An 18,777-nucleotide genomic window follows, 5' to 3' on the forward strand; every position below is an offset into this window, starting at 1 on the left:
ATTCCGATGGTCCGTATTACATTGTCTGTGGCGCTCCGCTGATGGTCGTTTAAAATAGTGTGGATATATATTTCCGCGAAAAGTTATGACTCTCATTTAACCGATAATAATAAGATTCTGGCGTGGCCGGTGAATGACACCTGCGTCAACGCTGCTCAGTAAATCGGCACATTCCGGCGTATAACAAACATCGTGCGATCGGGGGAACCGGGGCGATCTCGTCGATAGTGTTAAATCGCTTACAAATAAGCCGCTCTGGTGTTGCATATTTGTTTCATTTTGTCATTCTCATCCTTTCCTGCGCGATGATAGATGACGGTGGCTACGGGTTAGCTACGGAATCAACAACGATCGCCGTCAGGCTGTTGTGCCGATAAACATGGAGAGACCATCACAATGCGCCTTTTATTAGCCGAGGATAACCGGGAGCTGGCCCACTGGCTGGAGAAAGCGCTGGTGCAGAGCGGGTTTGCCGTCGACTGCGTATTTGATGGACGCGCGGCAGACCATCTGCTGCAAAGTGAAAAATACGCCCTCGCGGTGCTGGATATTGGTATGCCTGGCCTCGACGGGCTGGAAGTGGTTCAGCGGCTGCGTAAGCGCGGGCAGACGCTGCCGGTGCTGCTGCTGACGGCCCGCAGCGCGGTGGCGGACAGGGTCAAAGGGTTGAACGTCGGGGCCGATGATTATCTGCCGAAGCCCTTTGAGCTTGAAGAGCTGGATGCGCGCCTGCGGGCGCTGCTGCGGCGCAGCGAGGGCCAGGTGCATGAAGTCCAGCAGCTCGGGGAGCTGGAGTATCGCGACGAGGGCTATTTTTTGCTGCGCGGGCAGATGCTGTCGTTGACGCCGCGCGAGCAGGCGCTGCTGACGGTGCTGATGTTTCGCCGCACGCGCCCCGTCTCGCGCCAGCAGCTGTTCGAACAGGTTTTCAGCCTGAATGATGAAGTCAGCCCGGAGAGCATCGAGCTCTATATTCACCGCCTACGTAAAAAGCTGCAGGACAGCAACGTGCGGATTACGACGCTGCGCGGGCTGGGCTATGTGCTGGAGTGCGGGCATGAAGTGGGGTAAGCCGCAGTCGCTGTTTGTCCAGCTGCTGCTGTTTCTCGGACTGCCGCTGGTGCTTCTGTGGGGGCTGTCGGCGTTTAACAGCTATGTCAGCGCACTCCAGGCGGCGACGCAGGCCTACGACCGGACGCTGCTCTCCTCCGCCCGCACCGTCGCGGAGCGCCTGGTGGTGCGCGAAGGTAAGCTCGAAGTCAACGTGCCCTGGGTGGTGCTGGACAGCTTCGAGCTCAACATGAACGATCGCCTGTATTACAAGGTTGTAGACCCTGAAGGGAGGGTTATTTCAGGCTTTGACGACCTGCCCGCCATGCCGCCTTCCACCACGCGCACTCAGCTCTACCCGGCGCTGGCATGGTTTTACCATACCGAATATCGTGGCCAGGCGATCCGCGTCGCGCGCCTGCTGCAGCCGGTCAACGAAGGCGGGATCCTCGGGATGGCGGAAATCTATATCGCTGAGACCCTGCAGTCGCGGCGCTGGCTTGCCGGGCAGCTACTGTTCTCATCCTGGGTGTCGCAGGGGCTATTGGTGCTGCTGACGCTGGTGCTGACCGGCTGGCTGCTGCGGCGCGTACTGCGACCGATGCGCCAGCTCTCGGCGCTGATGGTCCGACGGGAGCCCGGTCTGCTGACGCCGCTGCCGGAGCTGCTGCCGTGGTCGGAAACCCGGCTGCTGATTGTGGCATTTAACCGTTATATTGACCGCCTCAGAGTCATGATTTCGCGCCAGGAACGCTTCAGTGCCGATGCCGCTCATCAATTAAAGACCCCGCTGGCGGTACTAAAAACCCAGGCTTCCGTTGCTCTGGCCAGTGATGACCCGCAGCTGTGGCGCGAAAGCCTGCAGGCGATGCGCGGCACGCTGGATGGCACTATTCTGCTGACCGAGCGCCTGCTGCAGCTGGCGAGCGTGAAGCGAAAAGAGCAGGGGGAACGCGCATTTTTACCGCTCAACCTGCTGGAAATTGTGCAGCACAGCTGCTTTTCGCGGATCCCTCAGGCGCGAAGTAAAGAGATAGACCTGGGCTACGAAGGGGAGCAGTCGGCGGTGATGATTGAAGGCGATGGGGTGCTGCTCGGCGAGCTGTGCGCCAATCTGCTCGATAATGCCATTCGCTACACGCCGGTGCAGGGCACGGTTACCCTGAGCCTGCGGCGTGAGGGCGACGCGGTGGTGATGGAGGTTGAAGATAGCGGCCCGGGGATCGATGATGACCAGATCCCGCAGGCGCTGCTGCCGTTTCATCGCCTGGAAAATGTCGGCGATAACCCCGGCGCGGGGCTCGGACTGGCGTTGGTCAGCGACATTGCCCGGCTGCATCGCAGCCACCCGCAGCTGCTGCGAAGCACAGCCCTTGGCGGCCTGAAGGTCAGCCTGCGTTTTCTGGCCGCAGCGCCGGCGCGATCAGAGCAGACCCTTCAGGGTTAAGGTCTTACGCGTGGCGACATTCAGATCGTAACGCGGTAAATCCTCGGGGCTGACCCAGGCATACTCCTGAAACTCTTCGTTAATGGCGATCTCGCGATTGGCGCTGATGCAGTCGAAAATCAGGTAAATCATATAAATCTCTTCCTGGCGACCGTCGGCATAGGTTTTGACCCGAATATCGTCGCTGAAGGTCCAGGGCGTAATGCTCGTCAGCCGCAGGGCTTCACCCAGCTCTTCACGAATTTCACGCCTCAGGGCGTCCTCAATTCGCTCGCCTTGCTCGACGCCGCCGCCGGAAAGTGCCCACTGCCCGGGGAAAACGCCGCGATCGTCCGCCATTTTACACAGCAGATAGTGTCCTTCATTCTGAATCAGCGGACAGACAATGGTCCTTTGGCGCATGGTTTCTCCTTTGGATGAATGAACGGCTAGCAAAGCATCTGGCTGCCAGTTTGCGAGCCGCCTCGGTAAACCGCAAGCGAAAACGCGCGCCCGGCGTTGGCGGTGGTAGGGTGGGTTGAAATGACGGACAGGAGGTCAGCATGAGCCGGGCGACAGCGCACTTCCCGCATGATGCCGTGTTTAAGAGCCTGCTGTCGGACCGGGCGACGGCGGCGGATTTTTTACTGATTCACCTGCCGGAAAATTTACGCGAGCTGTGCGACCTGCAGACCCTGCATCTGGAATCCGGCAGCTTTATTGACGACGATTTACGGGCAAGCCACTCGGATATTCTCTATTCCGTGCAGACCCGGACTGGCGAAGGCTATATCTATCTGCTGATTGAGCATCAAAGCTCTGCGGAGCGGCATATGGCCTTTCGTTTAATGCGCTACGCCGTGGCGGCGATGCAGCGTCATCTTGATAAAGGCCTGCAGCAGCTGCCGCTGGTGATCCCGCTGCTTTTCTATCACGGTAAGGCGAGCCCCTGGCCGCACTCGATGCGCTGGCTGGACGGCTTTTCACAGCCAGAGATAGCCGAAAAGCGCTATAGCCAGCCTTTTCCGCTGGTGGATGTGACGACTATCCCGGACAGCGAGCTGCTGCAGCATCGACGCGTGGCCATACTGGAGCTGCTGCAAAAACACATTCGACAGCGGGATCTGATGGAGCTTCAGGCACAGGTGGTCAGCTTATTAGCGCTGGGATACACTAGCGAAAGACAGCTGCAGACGCTGTTGCACTATATACTCCAGGCGGGGAGTACCGCCGATCCCGTGGCATTTCTGCGTCAGCTGGCGCAAAGCGTGCCGCTACAGCCGCATAAGGAGGCGCTCATGAATATTGCTCAGTTTCTGGAAGACCGCGGTCGTCAGGAAGGGATGCAGCAGGGAAGGCAGCAAGGGCTTGAGGCAGGGCTGGAGGCAGGAATAGAAAAAGGCCGACAGGAAGGTGAACAAAAGGCCGCCGAGCGTATTGCGCTGGCGATGATCGACTGCGGACTTGAATTGCCTCTGGTCGCCGAGCTGACCGGCCTGTCCCTGCAGCGCCTGGCGCAGCTTAAGCACTAGCGCATAATGCTCACAACGCGGCGGCCGAATGGTTGCCGCTTTTTTTACGCCGCTATTTTTTGCCGCTGCCCGGCGCCGACGCCCGACGATGCGCCACGACGGCGCGCAGAACGCCTCTTTTTACCAGACATCTTGCCCTCGCCAGCGCTGATGGCGGCGCAGCGACCGGCCAAATCCTGCGTTCCGGTAGCAACTGCTTACAATCCCAACAATAAAGGTCGTTTTGTGCATTGATTCCTCAGCATTCGGCAGTACAATTCTGCGGTTTTTGGGACTTTTTTGATTCTTGTTTTCTGGATAGAGTAAAAATGAAAAAGAGCATGTTTTTAGGCCTGGCTGGCATGATGCTGGTCTCGACGGCGGCCAACGCTATTAGCGTCACCGGGCAGGCCGGTGAGCACTACACCAACCTTGGCGTGGGTTTTGGTACCGAATCAAGCGGACTGGCGGTAACCGGCAACTGGATGCACAGCGACAACGACGGCGACGCGGCAGGTTTAGGGCTGGGTTTAAACATTCCTCTGGGGCCATTCCTGGCAACGGTGGGTGGCAAAGGCGTATATACCAATCCGAAAAGCGGTGATGAAGGGTATGCGGCGGCGGTCGGCGGCGGCCTGCAGTGGAAAATTGGCGACAGCTTCCGCCTGTTCGGCGAATACTACTATTCTCCGGACTCCCTCTCCAGCGGTATCCAGAGCTATCAGGAAGCCAATGCCGGCGCGAGCTGGACGGTCATGCGCCCTCTGAGCATTGAGGCCGGCTATCGCTATCTGAACCTGGAAGGTAAAGACGGTAACAAAGATAATACCATTGCTGACGGCCCGTACGTCGGCGTCAGCGCCAGCTTCTGATCCCCAGGCGCGGTATTATGCCGCGCCGATTTCCTGTCTACCCAGCCAGCGCCTTTGCGTTATAGTATTTCCACTTATCAGGCTGGAGTTCACAATGTTAAACGTGGAAATGCTGTCCACCGGCGACGAAGTGCTGCATGGGCAAATCGTCGATACCAATGCCGCGTGGCTGGCGGATTTCTTTTTTAATCAGGGATTGCCTTTAACGCGTCGCAACACCGTCGGTGACGATCTTGATTCTCTGATCGCAATTTTACGCGAGCGCAGCGAGCATGCGGACGTACTGATTGTCAACGGCGGGCTAGGGCCGACCAGCGACGATCTCAGCGCGCTGGCTGCGGCAACCGCTAAAGGCGAATCGTTAATTCTGCACGCCGGATGGCTGGAGACGATGACGCGTTTCTTTGCCGAACGCGGACGGCCGATGGCGGAAAGCAACCGCAAGCAGGCGGAAATCCCCGCCAGCGCGGAGATGATCAACAACCCGGTGGGCACCGCCTGTGGTTTTGCCGTTCAGCTTAATCGCTGTCTGATGTTTTTTACCCCCGGCGTGCCGTCGGAATTTAAGGTGATGGTTGAGCAGGAGATTTTACCGCGCCTGCGCGAACGCTTCCCGCTGTCTGCGCCGCCGCTGTGCCTGCGCCTGACCACCTTTGGTCGTTCAGAAAGCGACCTGGCGCAAAGCCTAAATCCGCTGCCGCTGCCGCCTGGCGTGGTGATGGGCTACCGTTCTTCGATGCCAATTATTGAGCTTAAACTCACCGGTCCTGCTGAACAGCGCGAGGCGATGCTGGCGCTATGGCCAGAAGTGCAAAAAGTGGCCGGCGAGAACCTGATTTTTGAAGGTACCGAAGGGCTGCCTGCGCAGATTGCGCGCCGCCTGCAGGAGCGGCAGCTGAGCCTGACCCTCAGTGAGCAGTTTACCAGCGGCCTGCTGTCGCTCCAGCTCTCCCGCGCCAGTGCTCCGCTGCTGGCGAGCGAAGTGGTCCCCGCGCAGGAGGAGACGCTGGCACAGTCGGCCCGCTGGACGTCAGAGCGGCGGGTGAAGCATTTTGCCGGCCTGGCGCTGGCGGTCTGCGGCCAGGAAGCCGACTACCTGAACTTCGTGCTCTCCACCCCGGAAGGCACCCACGCGCTGCGGGTTAAGCTCAGCGTCACCCGCTACAGCCTGCAGGTCCGCCAGGAGGTTTGCGCGATGATGGCCCTGAATATGCTGCGCCGCTGGCTGAACGGCCAGCCGGTAGCCGGCGATCACGGCTGGATTAACGTTGTCGAAACGCTGTCGATCTAAGCCGCCAATCGCGCCGGGAACCCCTCCCGGTGCGTTTTCAGTCCAGCCCGCTGTACTTATTTTTAAATATTCTGTGCGCTATCCCTCATTTATACGCTGCGAAATGTCCACCCCGCTGGAATAACGCCGTGATTTGAGGCCGCTCACAATTTTCTCCCCTGACAATCGCAACACTGATTCCAGTATTCAGGATTGGAGTCCAGTATGTTGGAATCAAGCAAGGTCCCGGCGCTGACCCGCGCCATCGATATTCTCAATCTCATCGCCCGCATTGGCCCCTGCGGCGCGGCGACGATTATTGACGAACTCGGTATTCCGAAAAGCACCACCTATCTGCTGCTGGGAGAGCTGAGAAAGCAGCGTTTCCTCAGTATGGATAATCAGGATAACTACTGCCTGTGGACCAAGCTGGTGGAGCTGGCCGGGCACGCCGTAAGCAAAATGGATCTCCGCGAGCTGGCGCGGCCGAGGCTGACTCAGCTCATGGACGAATGCGGGCTGCTTTGCCATCTGGGGATCATCGATCAGGGTAACGCCTACTACATTCTGAAAGTCGAATCTTCGGCCACGATCAGCGTCCGCTCACACGAGGGGAAAAGCCTCTCGCTCTACCGCTCCGGCATTGGCAAATGCCTGCTGGCCTGGCAGCCCGCGCATATACAACGCGCCATCATCAGCGAACTGCGGTGGGAGCGCTCTACGCCGACCACCATCACCACCGCCCAGCGGCTTCACGAGGAACTGGAGCTTATTCGCGCCAGAGGCTGGAGCTTTGATAACGGCGAGGATTACCTCGACGTCCGCTGCGTCGCAGCGCCGGTCTTTAACGCCAATAACGATCTCACCGCCGCGATCTCGGTGGTGGGGACGCGTTTGCAAATCAATGAAGATAATCGTGATTACCTTGCCGGTAAGGCGATTGCCTGCGCCAAAGATATTTCCCGTTTGCTGGGGTGGAAGAGCCCCTTCGAGCGACGAGCTTCATAACAAGGAGAACATCATGACCCTACCGAAAATTAAACACATCCGCGCGTGGTTTATCGGCGGCGCGACCGCGGAAAAGGGCGCCGGCGGCGGCGACTACCACGATCAGGGCGCAAACCACTGGATTGACGATCATATCGCGACCCCGATGAGCAAATATGCCGAGTATGAACAGTCCCGCCAGTCGTTCGGCATTAACGTGCTGGGCACGCTGATTGTTGAAGTGGAGGCCGATAGCGGCCAGACCGGCTTCGCGGTAACCACGGCGGGAGAGATGGGCTGCTTTATTGTCGAAAAGCACCTCAGCCGCTTCGTTGAAGGAAAATGCGTCAGCGATATTAAGCTGATCCACGATCGGATGCTCAATGCCACCCTGTTCTACTCTGGATCCGGCGGTCTGGTGCTGAATACGATTTCCTGTATCGACCTGGCGCTGTGGGATCTGTTCGGCAAAGTGGTTGGCCTGCCGGTTTACAAGCTGCTGGGCGGTGCGGTTCGCGATGAGATTCAGTTCTATGCCACCGGTGCGCGGCCGGATCTTGCGCAGGAAATGGGTTTTATCGGCGGCAAAATGCCGACGCACTGGGGGCCGCACGACGGCGACGCCGGGATCCGCAAAGACGCCGCCATGGTTGCGGAATATCGCGAGAAATGCGGCGCGGATTTCTGGCTGATGCTTGATTGCTGGATGAGCCAGGATGTGAATTACGCCATTAAGCTGGCTCACGCCTGCGCGCCATATAACCTCAAGTGGATTGAAGAGTGCTTACCGCCGCAGCAGTACGAAGGCTATCGCGAACTCAAACGCAGTGCCCCTGCCGGGATGATGATCACCAGCGGCGAGCACCACGGCACGCTGCAGTCCTTCCGTACGCTGTCGGAAACCGGCATCGATATTATGCAACCCGACGTCGGCTGGTGCGGCGGATTAACCACCCTGGTAGAGATCGCGGCGATCGCCAAGGCGCGCGGTCAGCTGGTGGTGCCGCACGGCTCGTCGGTCTATTCGCACCATGCGGTGATTACCTTCACCAACACCCCGTTTAGCGAGTTCCTGATGACCAGCCCGGACTGCGCCACGCTGCGCCCTCAGTTTGACCCGATCCTACTGGGCGAGCCGGTGCCGCAGAACGGAAGGATCCATAAATCCGTGCTGGATAAACCGGGCTTTGGCGTCGAATTGAATCGCGACTGTCATCTCAAACGCCCCTATAGCCACTGATCTCGTCGTGCTGCGCGGCGTTGCCGTGCGGCCAATTCCTGAGGATATTGCGATGAGTAATACTTTGCTGGAGAGCGTGGTGAAGAAAAACCGCGCCCGTTTGATCCCCTTTATGCTGGCGCTGTACGTGCTGGCGTTTCTTGACCGTTCGAATATTGGTTTTGCCAAAGAGACCTACCAGCTGGATACCGGGTTGAGCAATGAGGCCTACGCCCTTGGCGCCGGAATATTTTTTGTGGTGTATGCCTTCCTCGGGGTGCCCGCGAATCTGCTGATGCGTAAATTTGGTGCGAGAAAATGGATTGGCTGCACCACTTTACTATGGGGCGTGCTCTCTGCGGCAATGGCATGGGCGGATAGCGAAACAAAATTCCTGCTGGTACGGACGTTGCTCGGTGCCGCCGAAGCGGGCTTTTTCCCGGGAATGATCTACCTGACTTCCCAATGGTTCCCCCAACAGAACCGCGCCAGCATTATGGGGCTGTTCTATATGGGCGCGCCGCTGGCGCTCACGCTCGGCTCGCCGCTATCCGGCGCGCTGCTGGAAATGCACGGCTTTATGGGGCATCCCGGCTGGTTCTGGATGTTTGTGATTGAGGGGCTGTTGGCCGTCTGCGCGGGATTTTTCACCTTCTTCTGGCTCGACGATACGCCGCAAAATGCGCGTTTTCTGACCGCCGCCGAAAAGCAGGTGCTGCTTAGGCAGCTGGCCAGCGAAGAGGAGAAAAAGGTGACTTCGCGGCTCTCCGATGCGCTGCGCAACGGGCGCGTCTGGCAGCTGGCGATTATCTATTTGACGATTCAGGTTGCGGTTTATGGCCTGATCTTCTTCCTGCCGACCCAGGTTGCCGCGCTGCTGGGCACCAAAGTGGGGTTTGTGGCCTCGGTGGTGACGGCGATCCCGTGGATTGCGGCTCTGCTGGGGACCTGGCTTATTCCGCGCTACTCCGATCGGACCGGCGAACGGCGCAATATTGCGGCTCTGACCTTACTGGCGGCGGCGATTGGTATCGGCGTCTCCGGGCTGGTTCCACCGGTGCTGGCGATACTGGCGCTGTGCGTCGCGGCGGTCGGTGTGATCGCCGTGCAGCCGGTATTCTGGACGATGCCGACGCAGCTATTGTCCGGTACCGCGCTGGCCGCGGGCATCGGCTTCGTCAACCTGTTCGGCGCAATCGGCGGTTTTCTGGCGCCGATCGTGCGCGTTCAGGCGGAGACGATTTTCGCCAGTGATTCCGCCGGCCTGCTGACGCTCTCCTGCGTGGCGATAGTGGGCGTCGTTATTATCTTTTCATTGCGCGTCACACGCATGGTGCCGCAGTCCGGCAGCGTACCGCATTAATATAAGGAAGACCTATGAACGCTATTTTATCGAACCCGTTTAAAGCGGGATTATCCAGGGGAGAAACGCAAATTGGCCTGTGGCTGAGTTCAACCTCTTCCTACGTGGCCGAGATAGCCGCTACGGCAGGCTACGACTGGCTGCTGATTGACGGCGAACATGCGCCAAATACCATTCAGGATCTTTACCATCAGCTGCAGGCCATTGCCCCCTATGCCAGCCAGCCGGTGATACGCCCGGTCGAGGGGAGCCGCAGCTTGATTAAGCAGGTGCTGGATATTGGCGCCCGGACGTTACTTATCCCAATGGTCGATACGGCCGAGCAGGCGCGGGATATCGTCGCGGCAACCCGCTATCCGCCGGTCGGCACGCGCGGGGTAGGCGCCGGCGTGGCGCGCGCGGCGCGCTGGGGAAGAGTAGGGAACTATATGGCTCAGGCGAATGATGAACTCTGTCTGCTCATTCAGGTCGAGAGCAAAACGGCGCTCGACAATCTGGATGAGATCCTCGAAGTGGAAGGCATTGACGGCGTATTTATTGGCCCTGCCGATTTGTCTGCCTCCCTCGGCTATCCGGATAACGCCGCTCATCCTGACGTGCAGCGGATTATTGAGCAGAGCATTCGCCGCATTCGCGCGGCGGGCAAAGCGGCCGGCTTCCTTGCCGTCGATCCGAAAATGGCGCAAAAAAGCCTTGAGTGGGGCGCCAGTTTTGTCGCCGTTGGCGTAGATACTCAGCTCTATACCGACGCGTTGGATAGCCGGCTGGCGATGTTCAGGCCCGGCGCACGGCGGGAGGAAGAAAAGGGGAGCTACTGACTCCCGCAATCATCGCGCAGAGGTTCAGGCCAGCGCCTGCGCCAGCAGGGTGATGGGATGTTCGCAGCGCTTGCTGGTGGACATCTCAATCTGCCATTTGCAGGTTTCACAATCGGTCACCACCCTATCGGCGCCGCTCTCCTCAATCTGGCGGAAGAGCGGCGCGCCGATGGCCTGGGAAGACGCGTAGTTCTCCGACTTAAACCCGTAGGTGCCGGCGATGCCGCAGCATTGCGAATCCAAAACCTCCAGCTGCAGGCCGGGGATTTGCCGCAGCAGTTCGAGGGTATAGAGCGACCAGCCCATCTTTTCCATATGACAGGGAGTGTGGTAGACCACCTTCAGCGGCAGCGGTTTTAGCGGCAGGGTTCGCCCGCCGTCAAGCTGGCGCCAGATCCAGCGGGTCGCCAGCTCAACCCTGTCGCGCACGTCGCTATTGTCAACATCCAGCACGTGCGGGTACTCATCGCGCAGGGTAAAGGTGCAGGTGGAGGAGGTGGCGATGGTCGGCAGTGCGCTTTCGCGCATGGCGGCGACGTTACTCAGCGCCTGCCTGCGGGCTTTGGCAAAAAAGCCGTTGGCAATCAGCGGCACGCCGCAGCATTTTTCTTTGGACAGCAGCTGTACCCCGGTGCCCATGGCGTTCAGCACGCGGATAAGATCCTTACCCAGCTGGGGATGGTTGTAGTTGACGTAGCAGCCGTGAAAGAAGGCGACCTGGTCGCTAAACTGCGCCTGCTGGGCGGCGAGCTGGCGGTATGCCCGGCGGAAAGTGCCGAAACCGTATTTTGGCAGCGTTCGGCGGTGATCTATCCTGAGTGCCGTATCGAGCAGCCGACGCACCGGCTGCAGTCCCGTGACGGCGTTGACCAGCGGCGCAAACGGCGTAGAAAGGGTGCCCATCAGATCCGTATGGCTCAGTACCGCATCGCGTAGGGTGGGCTTCTGCTGGCCGTACTGCGCCCGCGCCCGCTGGATAATATCGCCGATTTTCACGTCAGAAGGGCAGGCGACCTCGCAGCGCTTGCAGTTAATGCAGTACTTCAGCGCTTCATCATACAGCGCGCCGTCTTTTAGCCGCAGCCGCTCGCCGTCGGGTCCCGCCTGTTTAGGGCCGGGATAGCGCGGATTAACCCGGCTGACCGGGCAGGCGGTGGTGCAAACCGTGCATTTGATGCAGCTCTCAAAGCGGGTATCGTTCATCGTTCGCCTCCGGCAAGGTCGTTGATCTGTTTGGCGACGTGCAGCGCGGTGATCGCGCAAACGCCGCCGCCGCATCCTAGCTGAATGGCGTCGAAGCCGCCGAGCAGAGAACCGGCGGCAAACAGGTTGTTGAGCGGCCGCCCCTGCAGCAGCGGACGCAGCATCGCATCCGTTTTAAGGCCGAAGCGCTGCCAGGGCTGAGAGGCGAAGAAATCCCGCTGATACCAGTTCTCGCGCGGCATGCTCTGCTGTAGGTCAAGGCCCAGAATCGGCTCGCGCACGCCATCGCGCCCGGCGATCAGGCCGTTGCTGAAGAAGCTGCCGCTGGCCAGGACGGTAAAGCGCGGCCGCAGCGGGATATCGCCGTGGTTACGCGTCCATACTCTGCTGACCGTTCCATCCTGATGGCTGATGTTGGTCACCTCATCTCCGGCCAGCCAGGTGCCTCCGCCGCGAATAAAGTGGCGCTGGAGCTGGCTATGCAGGCGCATTCCTGGTACGGAAGCGGGCAGAGTTGGCAGCAGGCGCAGCGGGCAGGGCAGGCGCTCCTGTAGCCACAGATAGAGCCGGTTATCGCTAAGGCCAAAGCAGGCGGGCAGGATCAGCAAGTCGTGTTCCTGCGCCAGCGGAAGCAGTGCGGCCAGCAGCGCCGGCCAGTGGCGCTCGTCATCCAGCACTCTGGCAATATTGGCGGCGCGAAATTCGCTTGGGCTCTCGCGCAGGACGTCCAGCAGCGGTAAATCGATTTCCGCCGCGCTGGCGTTCATTCCGTGCTGATTAAGCGACGCGGCGGCCAGGTGCGGCTGGAAGTCGGCAAAGCCGCCGATCCCGACCATGCAGGGGGATTGGGCGGTTAACGGGTAAACGGGAACCTCCTGCGGGGAGAGCCACGCGGCGCGCAGGGTGCCGAGGGGCGTAATGCGCAGATGCGGCCGGGCGGCATCGCCCTGCATCACAATGCCGCTGGCTGCCAGCAGCGCCTGGGTTTGCGCCGCGTAGCCCATGACGCGTTCGACGCCTATTCTCGCGTAGGGATGCTCCGGAGTCTGCTCTGCCAGCCGGGCGAGACCCTGGGCAACCTCGGTCACCTTTTCGCCGCTGGGCAGCTCAGAGAGCAGGTCCAGCGAGGCGGAGGAGAAATGCAGCGCGCTTTGGCCGCGGCTGACGATCGCGCTGCGTAAGCCATTCTGATTCAGGCTCAGCCCGCAAAGTAGCCCGGCGAGCCCGCCGCCGATAATCGCGCAATCAAATTTCATCCTGCTGCTCCTTTTGCAAACCGCACAGCCCGAGATAGACCCAGCGGGTGAATTCACTTTCGCGCAGCGCATCGCCCCAGGCGACGGGCTGTACGCCTTTCCAGCGCTCGTTTAAAAACTCAGAAAGTTGGGTCAGCGATTGGGCCGGCGTGGCGACATTGAAGCGCTGCAGTAGCCCGGCGGCGCGGCAGGCGCACAGCTCGCCCTGGCAGGTTCCCATCCCGATTCGGGTACGGCGGCGTAAATCGAGCAGGTTGTTGACCGCTAAATTTTCTACCGCGTACTGCACTTCCCCCGCGGTTACCGCTTCGCACTCGCAGACCAGGCTGCGATGCTGGCGGCTATCGCCAAGCCACGCGGGCGTGCGATCGCCGTGGCGGTACACCGCCGATCCCCGCAGCGGCGCGGGCAGAGAGATGATTTTTTGCAGCGTGGCTTCGACCGGCTCGCGGGATCCCGGTAAAGGGGTTTCGGCGGTGGTGCAGGGGACAGTGTTGCCAAGCTTGCGGCAAACGGCGTCCGTCGCCCATTCCGCCATCAGGCGGTAGGTCATCAGCTTGCCGCCGGTTATGGTAATAAACCCGGCCATCCCGTCGCGTTCGGCATGATCCAGCAGCACAATGCCGCGGCTGACGCTACGACCGCTGGGGTCGTTATCGCTGGCGACCAGCGGGCGTACGCCGGAGTAGGCGCGCAGCACCCGGGTGCGGGCCATGACGGGTGTCAGCTTCTCGCCTTCGCGCAGCAGGGTATCGACTTCCGCAGCGGTGACCCGGTTATCGTCAATTTCATCGTAGGGTATATGCACCGAGGTGGTGCCAATCAAGGAGATGGTATCCCCGGGAACCAGAATATCCGCATCGGCAGGCTTGCGGCAGCGGTTGATAACGTGGCGATTAATGCGATGGTCGAGGATCAGCAGCGATCCTTTAGCCGGAAACATCGCAATGCGCAGATCGGCATATTCCGCAATCCTCTGACCCCAGATCCCGGCGGCATTGACCACTACGCTGGCGCGCAGCGTGCGGTTTTCACGGCGCTTATGGTCATAGCACTGCACGCCGTTGACCCGATCGCCGCTGCGCAGCAGGCCGGTGATTTCACAGCCGGTAAGGATGGTGGCGCCGTGTTCGCGGGCGTCAAGCATATTGGCCGCGCTCAGGCGAAACGGATCGACGGTGCCGTCGGGTACCTGAACGGCGCCGAGCAGCGCGGGATTGACGGTGGGCTCAAGGCGCAGCGCCTCGGCGGGCGAGAGCTGGCAGGTCTCAATTCCGGCCTGCCGGCAGGCGTGAATAAAGGTCTGTTGCCAGGCGAGGTCGTCTTCGGGGAGGGTAATAAACAGCCCGTTAGTGGGTTCCACACAGTGGCGGGCGATGCGGCGCAGGATGCGGTTTTCGCTGATGCATTCACGCGCCGATTCGCCGTCGGTCACCGCGTAGCGGGCGCCGCTGTGCAGCAGCCCGTGATTGCGTCCGGTCGCCCCGGTGGCGATATCGTGGCGTTCTACCAGGGTTACGCGCAGCCCGCGGAGCGCGCAGTCACGGGCGATCCCTGCTCCGGTTGCGCCGCCGCCAATGACAATGACATCACACTCATCGGTCTCGGCCATCTCTCTATCCCTCTACTTTCGTTTTACGCCATTTAGCCACACTAATAGTGCGTATTGTTTGATTTCGAGCATATTCGCGCGTTTATCGAGCGTGGAATGTGATTTCATGCTCACAATGGAATGCTTTGTCATATTTTTGTAACAAAGCGTGCGATGTTTCACAGTATCGTCTGCGAGGTTTCCCTACCATCGCGACATATCAGAAGTGGGTGATTAAATTAGGTTTTTTTTACCTGTACCCATAAAAGCAAATGGCAACGGAGGCTGCTATGTTAAGTATTTTTAAACCCGCGGCGCACACAGCGCGTCTACCCGAGGCGGAAATTGACCCGCACTATCGTCGACTACGCTGGCAGATTTTTATCGGTATTTTCTTTGGCTATGCCGCCTACTATCTGGTGCGCAAGAACTTTGCGTTAGCCATGCCATACCTGGTGGAGCAGGGATTCTCTCGCGGCGATCTCGGCTTTGCGCTGTCCGGGATTTCCATCGCCTATGGCTTTTCAAAATTCATTATGGGCTCGGTATCCGATCGCTCGAATCCGCGCATTTTTCTGCCGGCGGGGCTGATCCTGGCGGCACTGGTCATGCTGGTGATGGGCTTTGTGCCCTGGGCGACCTCCAGCATCATGGTTATGTTTGTGCTGCTGTTCCTCTGCGGCTGGTTCCAGGGGATGGGCTGGCCGCCTTGCGGACGTACGATGGTGCACTGGTGGTCGCAGAAGGAGCGTGGGGGCATCGTTTCGGTATGGAACTGCGCGCACAACGTTGGCGGCGGGATCCCGCCGCTGCTGTTCCTGCTCGGGATGGCCTGGTTCAACGACTGGCACGCGGCGCTGTATATGCCGGCGTTTGGCGCGATCCTGCTGGCGGTATTTGCCTTTGCCATGATGCGCGATACCCCGCAGTCCTGCGGCCTGCCGCCGATTGAAGAGTATAAGAACGACTATCCGGATGATTACAGCGAGCAGCACGAGCAGGAGCTCACCGCCCGGCAGATCTTTAAGCAGTATATTCTGCCAAACCGGCTGCTGTGGTATATCGCCATCGCCAACGTCTTTGTCTACCTGCTGCGCTACGGCATTCTCGACTGGTCGCCAACCTACCTGAAAGAGGTGAAGCACTTTGCGCTGGATAAATCCTCCTGGGCCTACTTCCTCTATGAGTATGCGGGGATCCCCGGGACGCTGATTTGCGGCTGGATGTCGGATAAAGTGTTCAGAGGCAACCGTGGGGCGACCGGGGTCTTCTTTATGACGCTGGTGACCATCGCCACCGTCGTTTACTGGCTTAACCCGCCGGGTAATCCAGGCGTTGATATGGCCTGCATGATCGTTATCGGCTTCCTGATTTACGGTCCGGTGATGCTGATTGGCCTGCATGCTCTCGAGCTGGCGCCGAAAAAGGCCGCCGGTACCGCGGCGGGCTTTACCGGACTGTTTGGTTATCTGGGAGGCTCCGTTGCCGCCAGCGCAATCGTCGGCTACACCGTCGACTTCTTCGGCTGGGACGGCGGATTTATGGTCATGATCGGCGGTAGCGTCCTGGCGGTGCTGCTGCTGATTGTGGTGATGGTGGGCGAAAAGCGTCATTACCAGCAGCTGAAACAGTCCTGAGGAATAAGCATGAAAACGGCAATAACGACCTTGATGATCGGGATGCTGCTGGCAGGCTCCACGCTGAGTTTTTCCGCTCAGGCGGGGGATAAGATAGTCATTGCCCACCGCGGCGCCAGCGGCTATCTGCCGGAGCATACGCTGCCGGCGAAAGCGATGGCCTATGCCCAGGGAGCCGATTATCTCGAGCAGGACCTGGTGATGACCAAAGACGATCGGCTGGTGGTGCTGCATGACCACTATCTCGATCGGGTCACCGACGTGGCGGAGAAGTTCCCGCAGCGCGCGCGTCAGGATGGCCGCTTTTACGCGATCGATTTCACTCTGGCGGAGATAAAAACGCTGAAGTTCAGCGAGGGGTTTGAACCCAAAAACGGTAAGAACGTCCAGACCTTCCCGGGGCGCTTCCCGATGGGAAAAGCGGATTTTCGCATTCATACCTTTGAAGAAGAGATTGAGTTCGTTCAGGGGCTGAACCACTCAACCGGGAAAAATATCGGTATCTACCCGGAAATTAAAGCGCCGTGGTTCCACCATCAGGAAGGCAAGGATATCGCCACCAGCGTCCTGCAGGTGCTGAAGAAGTATGGCTACACCAGCAAGCAGGATAAGGTGTATCTGCAGTGTTTTGATGCCAACGAGCTCAAGCGCATCAAGAATGAGCTGGAGCCGAAGATGGGGATGAACCTGAATCTGGTGCAGCTGATCGCCTACAGTGACTGGAATGAAACCCAGCAGCGCCAGGCGGATGGCAAATGGGTTAACTACAGCTATGACTGGATGTTTAAGCCCGGCGCGATGGGGCAGATTGCCCAATACGCCGACGGCATTGGCCCGGACTACCACATGCTGGTGGCGGCGAACGCCGGAGCGGGCCAGGTGGCGCTGACCGATATGGTGAAAGAGGCGCATCGCCAGCATCTGGTGGTCCACCCCTATACCGTCCGCGCTGACCAGCTGCCGGATTACGTCACCGACGTGAACCAGCTGTTCGACCTGCTGTATAACAAGGCCGGCGTCGATGGATTGTTCAGCGACTTCCCGGATAAGGCGGTGCAGTTTCTGCAGCAGGAGGGGGAACGCCGCTAACCTGCGGCGTGAATGGCAGACCTGTCCGCGCCGGCCGGCGCGGATGGGATGTTGCCAGGCCGCTACATCTCGATTTCGATATCGCTTTTTGCCCGGCAGCAGCAGGGCAAAATCTCTCCCGGCTGAATAAACGCCAGCGGCTCGGTCAGCCAGTCAACCTGGCCGGACACCAGCCGCGTGCGGCAGGAGCCACAATAACCTTCGCGGCACTGATACTCCACGTCGATATTATGCGATTCCAGGGCATCAAGCAGGCAGCGATGTTCATCCTGACACTCGAGATGAGTGTCAGAAATTTTCAAAAAAATGCGTTTCATCAGAGCTGGAAGTTGCTCAGGTCGTCGGCGTCGACTTCAGCATCGATCTGCCCCACCAGGTAGGAGCTGACTTCCACTTCCTGCGGCGCAACCTGCACGTTATCGGATACCAGCCAGGTATTGATCCACGGGATGGGGTTGGAGCGGGTCTGGAACGGCAGTTCGAGACCGACTGCCTGCATGCGGATATTGGTGATGTATTCGACGTACTGGCAGAGAATGTCGCGGTTCAGGCCAATCATTGAACCATCGCGGAACAGATAATCTGCCCACTCTTTCTCCTGCTGAGCCGCCAGCACGAACAGGTCATAGCACTGCTGCTTGCACTCTTCGGCAATTTCGGCCATTTCCGGATCGTCGACGCCGGAACGCAGCAGGTTCAGCATATGCTGGGTGCCGGTGAGGTGCAGCGCTTCGTCGCGAGCGATCAGGCGGATGATTTTAGCGTTACCTTCCATCAGCTTACGCTCGGCGAAGGCGAAGGAGCAGGCGAAGCTGACGTAGAAGCGAATCGCCTCCAGCGCATTCACGCTCATCAGGCACAGGTACAGTTTCTTTTTCAGCTCGCGCAGGTTCACGGTGACGGTTTTACCGTTAACGCTATGGGAGCCTTCACCCAGCAGATGCCAGTAGCTGGTCAGCTCAATGAGCTCATCGTAGTAGCTGGAGATGCCTTCCGCACGCTTCTGAATCTGCTCGTTGGTGACAATATCATCGAAGACCATCGCCGGATCGTTGACGATGTTGCGGATGATATGGGTGTAGGAGCGCGAGTGAATGGTTTCAGAAAACGCCCAGGTCTCTACCCAGGTTTCCAGCTCAGGAATCGAAATCAGCGGCAGCAGCGCGACGTTCGGGCTGCGGCCCTGGATGGAATCCAGCAGGGTCTGGTACTTCAGGTTGCTGATGAATATATGCTTTTCGTGATCCGGTAGCGCCTGATAATCGATACGATCGCGGGAAACGTCAACTTCCTCCGGGCGCCAGAAGAAGGAGAGCTGCTTTTCGATGAGCTTTTCGAAGATGTCATATTTTTGCTGATCGTAACGGGCAACGTTAACCGGCTGGCCAAAAAACATCGGCTCAAGTAGCTGATTGTTTTTGGTCTGAGAAAAGGTGGTATATGCCATTAAATGTGCGTCCTGTGATGTTATTGCCCCTCGCTCCG

17 protein-coding genes are annotated in these 18,777 nt (G+C 59.2%); 11 read left to right on the top strand and 6 right to left on the bottom strand.

The window, feature by feature from the left end:
* Nucleotides 1–396: 396 nt before the first annotated feature.
* Both tctD and GVK32_RS12015 read left to right on the top strand, forming a co-directional pair.
* The gene (tctD, locus tag GVK32_RS12010; protein ID WP_123709385.1) at nucleotides 397–1,071 is read left to right on the top strand and encodes a transcriptional regulator TctD; all 675 of its coding nucleotides are present in this window, start codon (nucleotides 397–399) and stop codon (nucleotides 1,069–1,071) included.
* The gene (locus tag GVK32_RS12015; RefSeq protein ID WP_159865949.1) at nucleotides 1,058–2,497 is read left to right on the top strand and encodes a sensor histidine kinase; all 1,440 of its coding nucleotides are present in this window, start codon (nucleotides 1,058–1,060) and stop codon (nucleotides 2,495–2,497) included. Before tctD ends, GVK32_RS12015 begins: the two co-directional genes overlap by 14 nt.
* Here the strand turns inward: GVK32_RS12015 and nudI are convergent.
* Entirely contained in the window at nucleotides 2,474–2,899 is a 426-nt protein-coding gene (nudI, locus tag GVK32_RS12020) for a nucleoside triphosphatase NudI (protein ID WP_159865952.1), read from the bottom strand. The two genes, GVK32_RS12015 and nudI, sit on opposite strands and share 24 nt — an antisense overlap.
* A gap of 140 nt (nucleotides 2,900–3,039) precedes the next feature.
* Between nudI and GVK32_RS12025 the strand changes: the two genes are divergently transcribed.
* From GVK32_RS12025 to yfaU, 7 genes are all read left to right on the top strand, one after another.
* Nucleotides 3,040–4,008, top strand: a complete 969-nt coding sequence (locus GVK32_RS12025; RefSeq protein WP_159865955.1) for an Rpn family recombination-promoting nuclease/putative transposase — start codon at nucleotides 3,040–3,042, stop codon at nucleotides 4,006–4,008.
* Nucleotides 4,009–4,316: 308 nt separating this feature from the next.
* Nucleotides 4,317–4,859, top strand: coding sequence for a YfaZ family outer membrane protein (locus GVK32_RS12030; RefSeq protein WP_159865958.1), 543 nt, complete (start codon nucleotides 4,317–4,319; stop codon nucleotides 4,857–4,859).
* A gap of 94 nt (nucleotides 4,860–4,953) precedes the next feature.
* Entirely contained in the window at nucleotides 4,954–6,150 is a 1,197-nt protein-coding gene (locus GVK32_RS12035) for a nicotinamide mononucleotide deamidase-related protein YfaY (protein ID WP_159865961.1), read from the top strand.
* 204 nt (nucleotides 6,151–6,354) lie between these two features.
* Nucleotides 6,355–7,137, top strand: coding sequence for an IclR family transcriptional regulator (locus tag GVK32_RS12040; RefSeq protein WP_159865964.1), 783 nt, complete (start codon nucleotides 6,355–6,357; stop codon nucleotides 7,135–7,137).
* Between the two features lie 13 nt (nucleotides 7,138–7,150).
* Nucleotides 7,151–8,356, top strand: coding sequence for an L-rhamnonate dehydratase (gene rhmD, locus GVK32_RS12045; RefSeq protein WP_159865967.1), 1,206 nt, complete (start codon nucleotides 7,151–7,153; stop codon nucleotides 8,354–8,356).
* 52 nt (nucleotides 8,357–8,408) lie between these two features.
* Nucleotides 8,409–9,698, top strand: coding sequence for an MFS transporter (locus GVK32_RS12050; protein WP_159865970.1), 1,290 nt, complete (start codon nucleotides 8,409–8,411; stop codon nucleotides 9,696–9,698).
* A 14-nt stretch (nucleotides 9,699–9,712) separates the two neighbouring features.
* Nucleotides 9,713–10,516, top strand: a complete 804-nt coding sequence (yfaU, locus tag GVK32_RS12055) for a 2-keto-3-deoxy-L-rhamnonate aldolase (protein WP_132512326.1) — start codon at nucleotides 9,713–9,715, stop codon at nucleotides 10,514–10,516.
* A 24-nt stretch (nucleotides 10,517–10,540) separates the two neighbouring features.
* Here yfaU and glpC read toward each other — a convergent pair whose 3' ends face one another.
* From glpC to glpA, 3 genes are read right to left on the bottom strand one after another with little or no spacing between them, the layout of a single operon-like run.
* Nucleotides 10,541–11,719 (bottom strand): anaerobic glycerol-3-phosphate dehydrogenase subunit GlpC, encoded by a 1,179-nt coding sequence (gene glpC, locus GVK32_RS12060; protein ID WP_159865973.1) that lies wholly within the window; start codon nucleotides 11,717–11,719, stop codon nucleotides 10,541–10,543.
* Complete coding sequence (gene glpB / locus GVK32_RS12065) at nucleotides 11,716–12,975, bottom strand: glycerol-3-phosphate dehydrogenase subunit GlpB (RefSeq protein WP_159865976.1); 1,260 nt, start codon at nucleotides 12,973–12,975, stop codon at nucleotides 11,716–11,718. Before glpB ends, glpC begins: the two co-directional genes overlap by 4 nt.
* Nucleotides 12,965–14,587: an anaerobic glycerol-3-phosphate dehydrogenase subunit A gene (gene glpA / locus GVK32_RS12070; protein ID WP_159865979.1), complete on the bottom strand. Its 1,623-nt coding sequence runs from the start codon at nucleotides 14,585–14,587 to the stop codon at nucleotides 12,965–12,967. The genes glpB and glpA overlap by 11 nt, the downstream gene beginning before the upstream one ends.
* A gap of 269 nt (nucleotides 14,588–14,856) precedes the next feature.
* Between glpA and glpT the strand changes: the two genes are divergently transcribed.
* Complete coding sequence (gene glpT / locus GVK32_RS12075; protein WP_159865982.1) at nucleotides 14,857–16,203, top strand: glycerol-3-phosphate transporter; 1,347 nt, start codon at nucleotides 14,857–14,859, stop codon at nucleotides 16,201–16,203.
* A gap of 9 nt (nucleotides 16,204–16,212) precedes the next feature.
* Nucleotides 16,213–17,292, top strand: coding sequence for a glycerophosphodiester phosphodiesterase (glpQ, locus tag GVK32_RS12080; RefSeq protein ID WP_159865985.1), 1,080 nt, complete (start codon nucleotides 16,213–16,215; stop codon nucleotides 17,290–17,292).
* A 62-nt stretch (nucleotides 17,293–17,354) separates the two neighbouring features.
* Here the strand turns inward: glpQ and yfaE are convergent, their stop codons facing one another.
* Together yfaE and nrdB are read right to left on the bottom strand one after the other, a co-directional pair.
* Nucleotides 17,355–17,609, bottom strand: a complete 255-nt coding sequence (gene yfaE / locus GVK32_RS12085; RefSeq protein ID WP_045855971.1) for a class I ribonucleotide reductase maintenance protein YfaE — start codon at nucleotides 17,607–17,609, stop codon at nucleotides 17,355–17,357.
* Nucleotides 17,609–18,739 (bottom strand): class Ia ribonucleoside-diphosphate reductase subunit beta, encoded by a 1,131-nt coding sequence (gene nrdB / locus GVK32_RS12090; protein WP_132512316.1) that lies wholly within the window; start codon nucleotides 18,737–18,739, stop codon nucleotides 17,609–17,611. Before nrdB ends, yfaE begins: the two co-directional genes overlap by 1 nt.
* Between the last annotated feature and the right edge of the window lie 38 nt (nucleotides 18,740–18,777).

The organism is Klebsiella sp. 18074 (assembly GCF_902705905.1).
GTDB classification, from domain to species: Bacteria; Pseudomonadota; Gammaproteobacteria; order Enterobacterales; family Enterobacteriaceae; genus Klebsiella; species Klebsiella terrigena.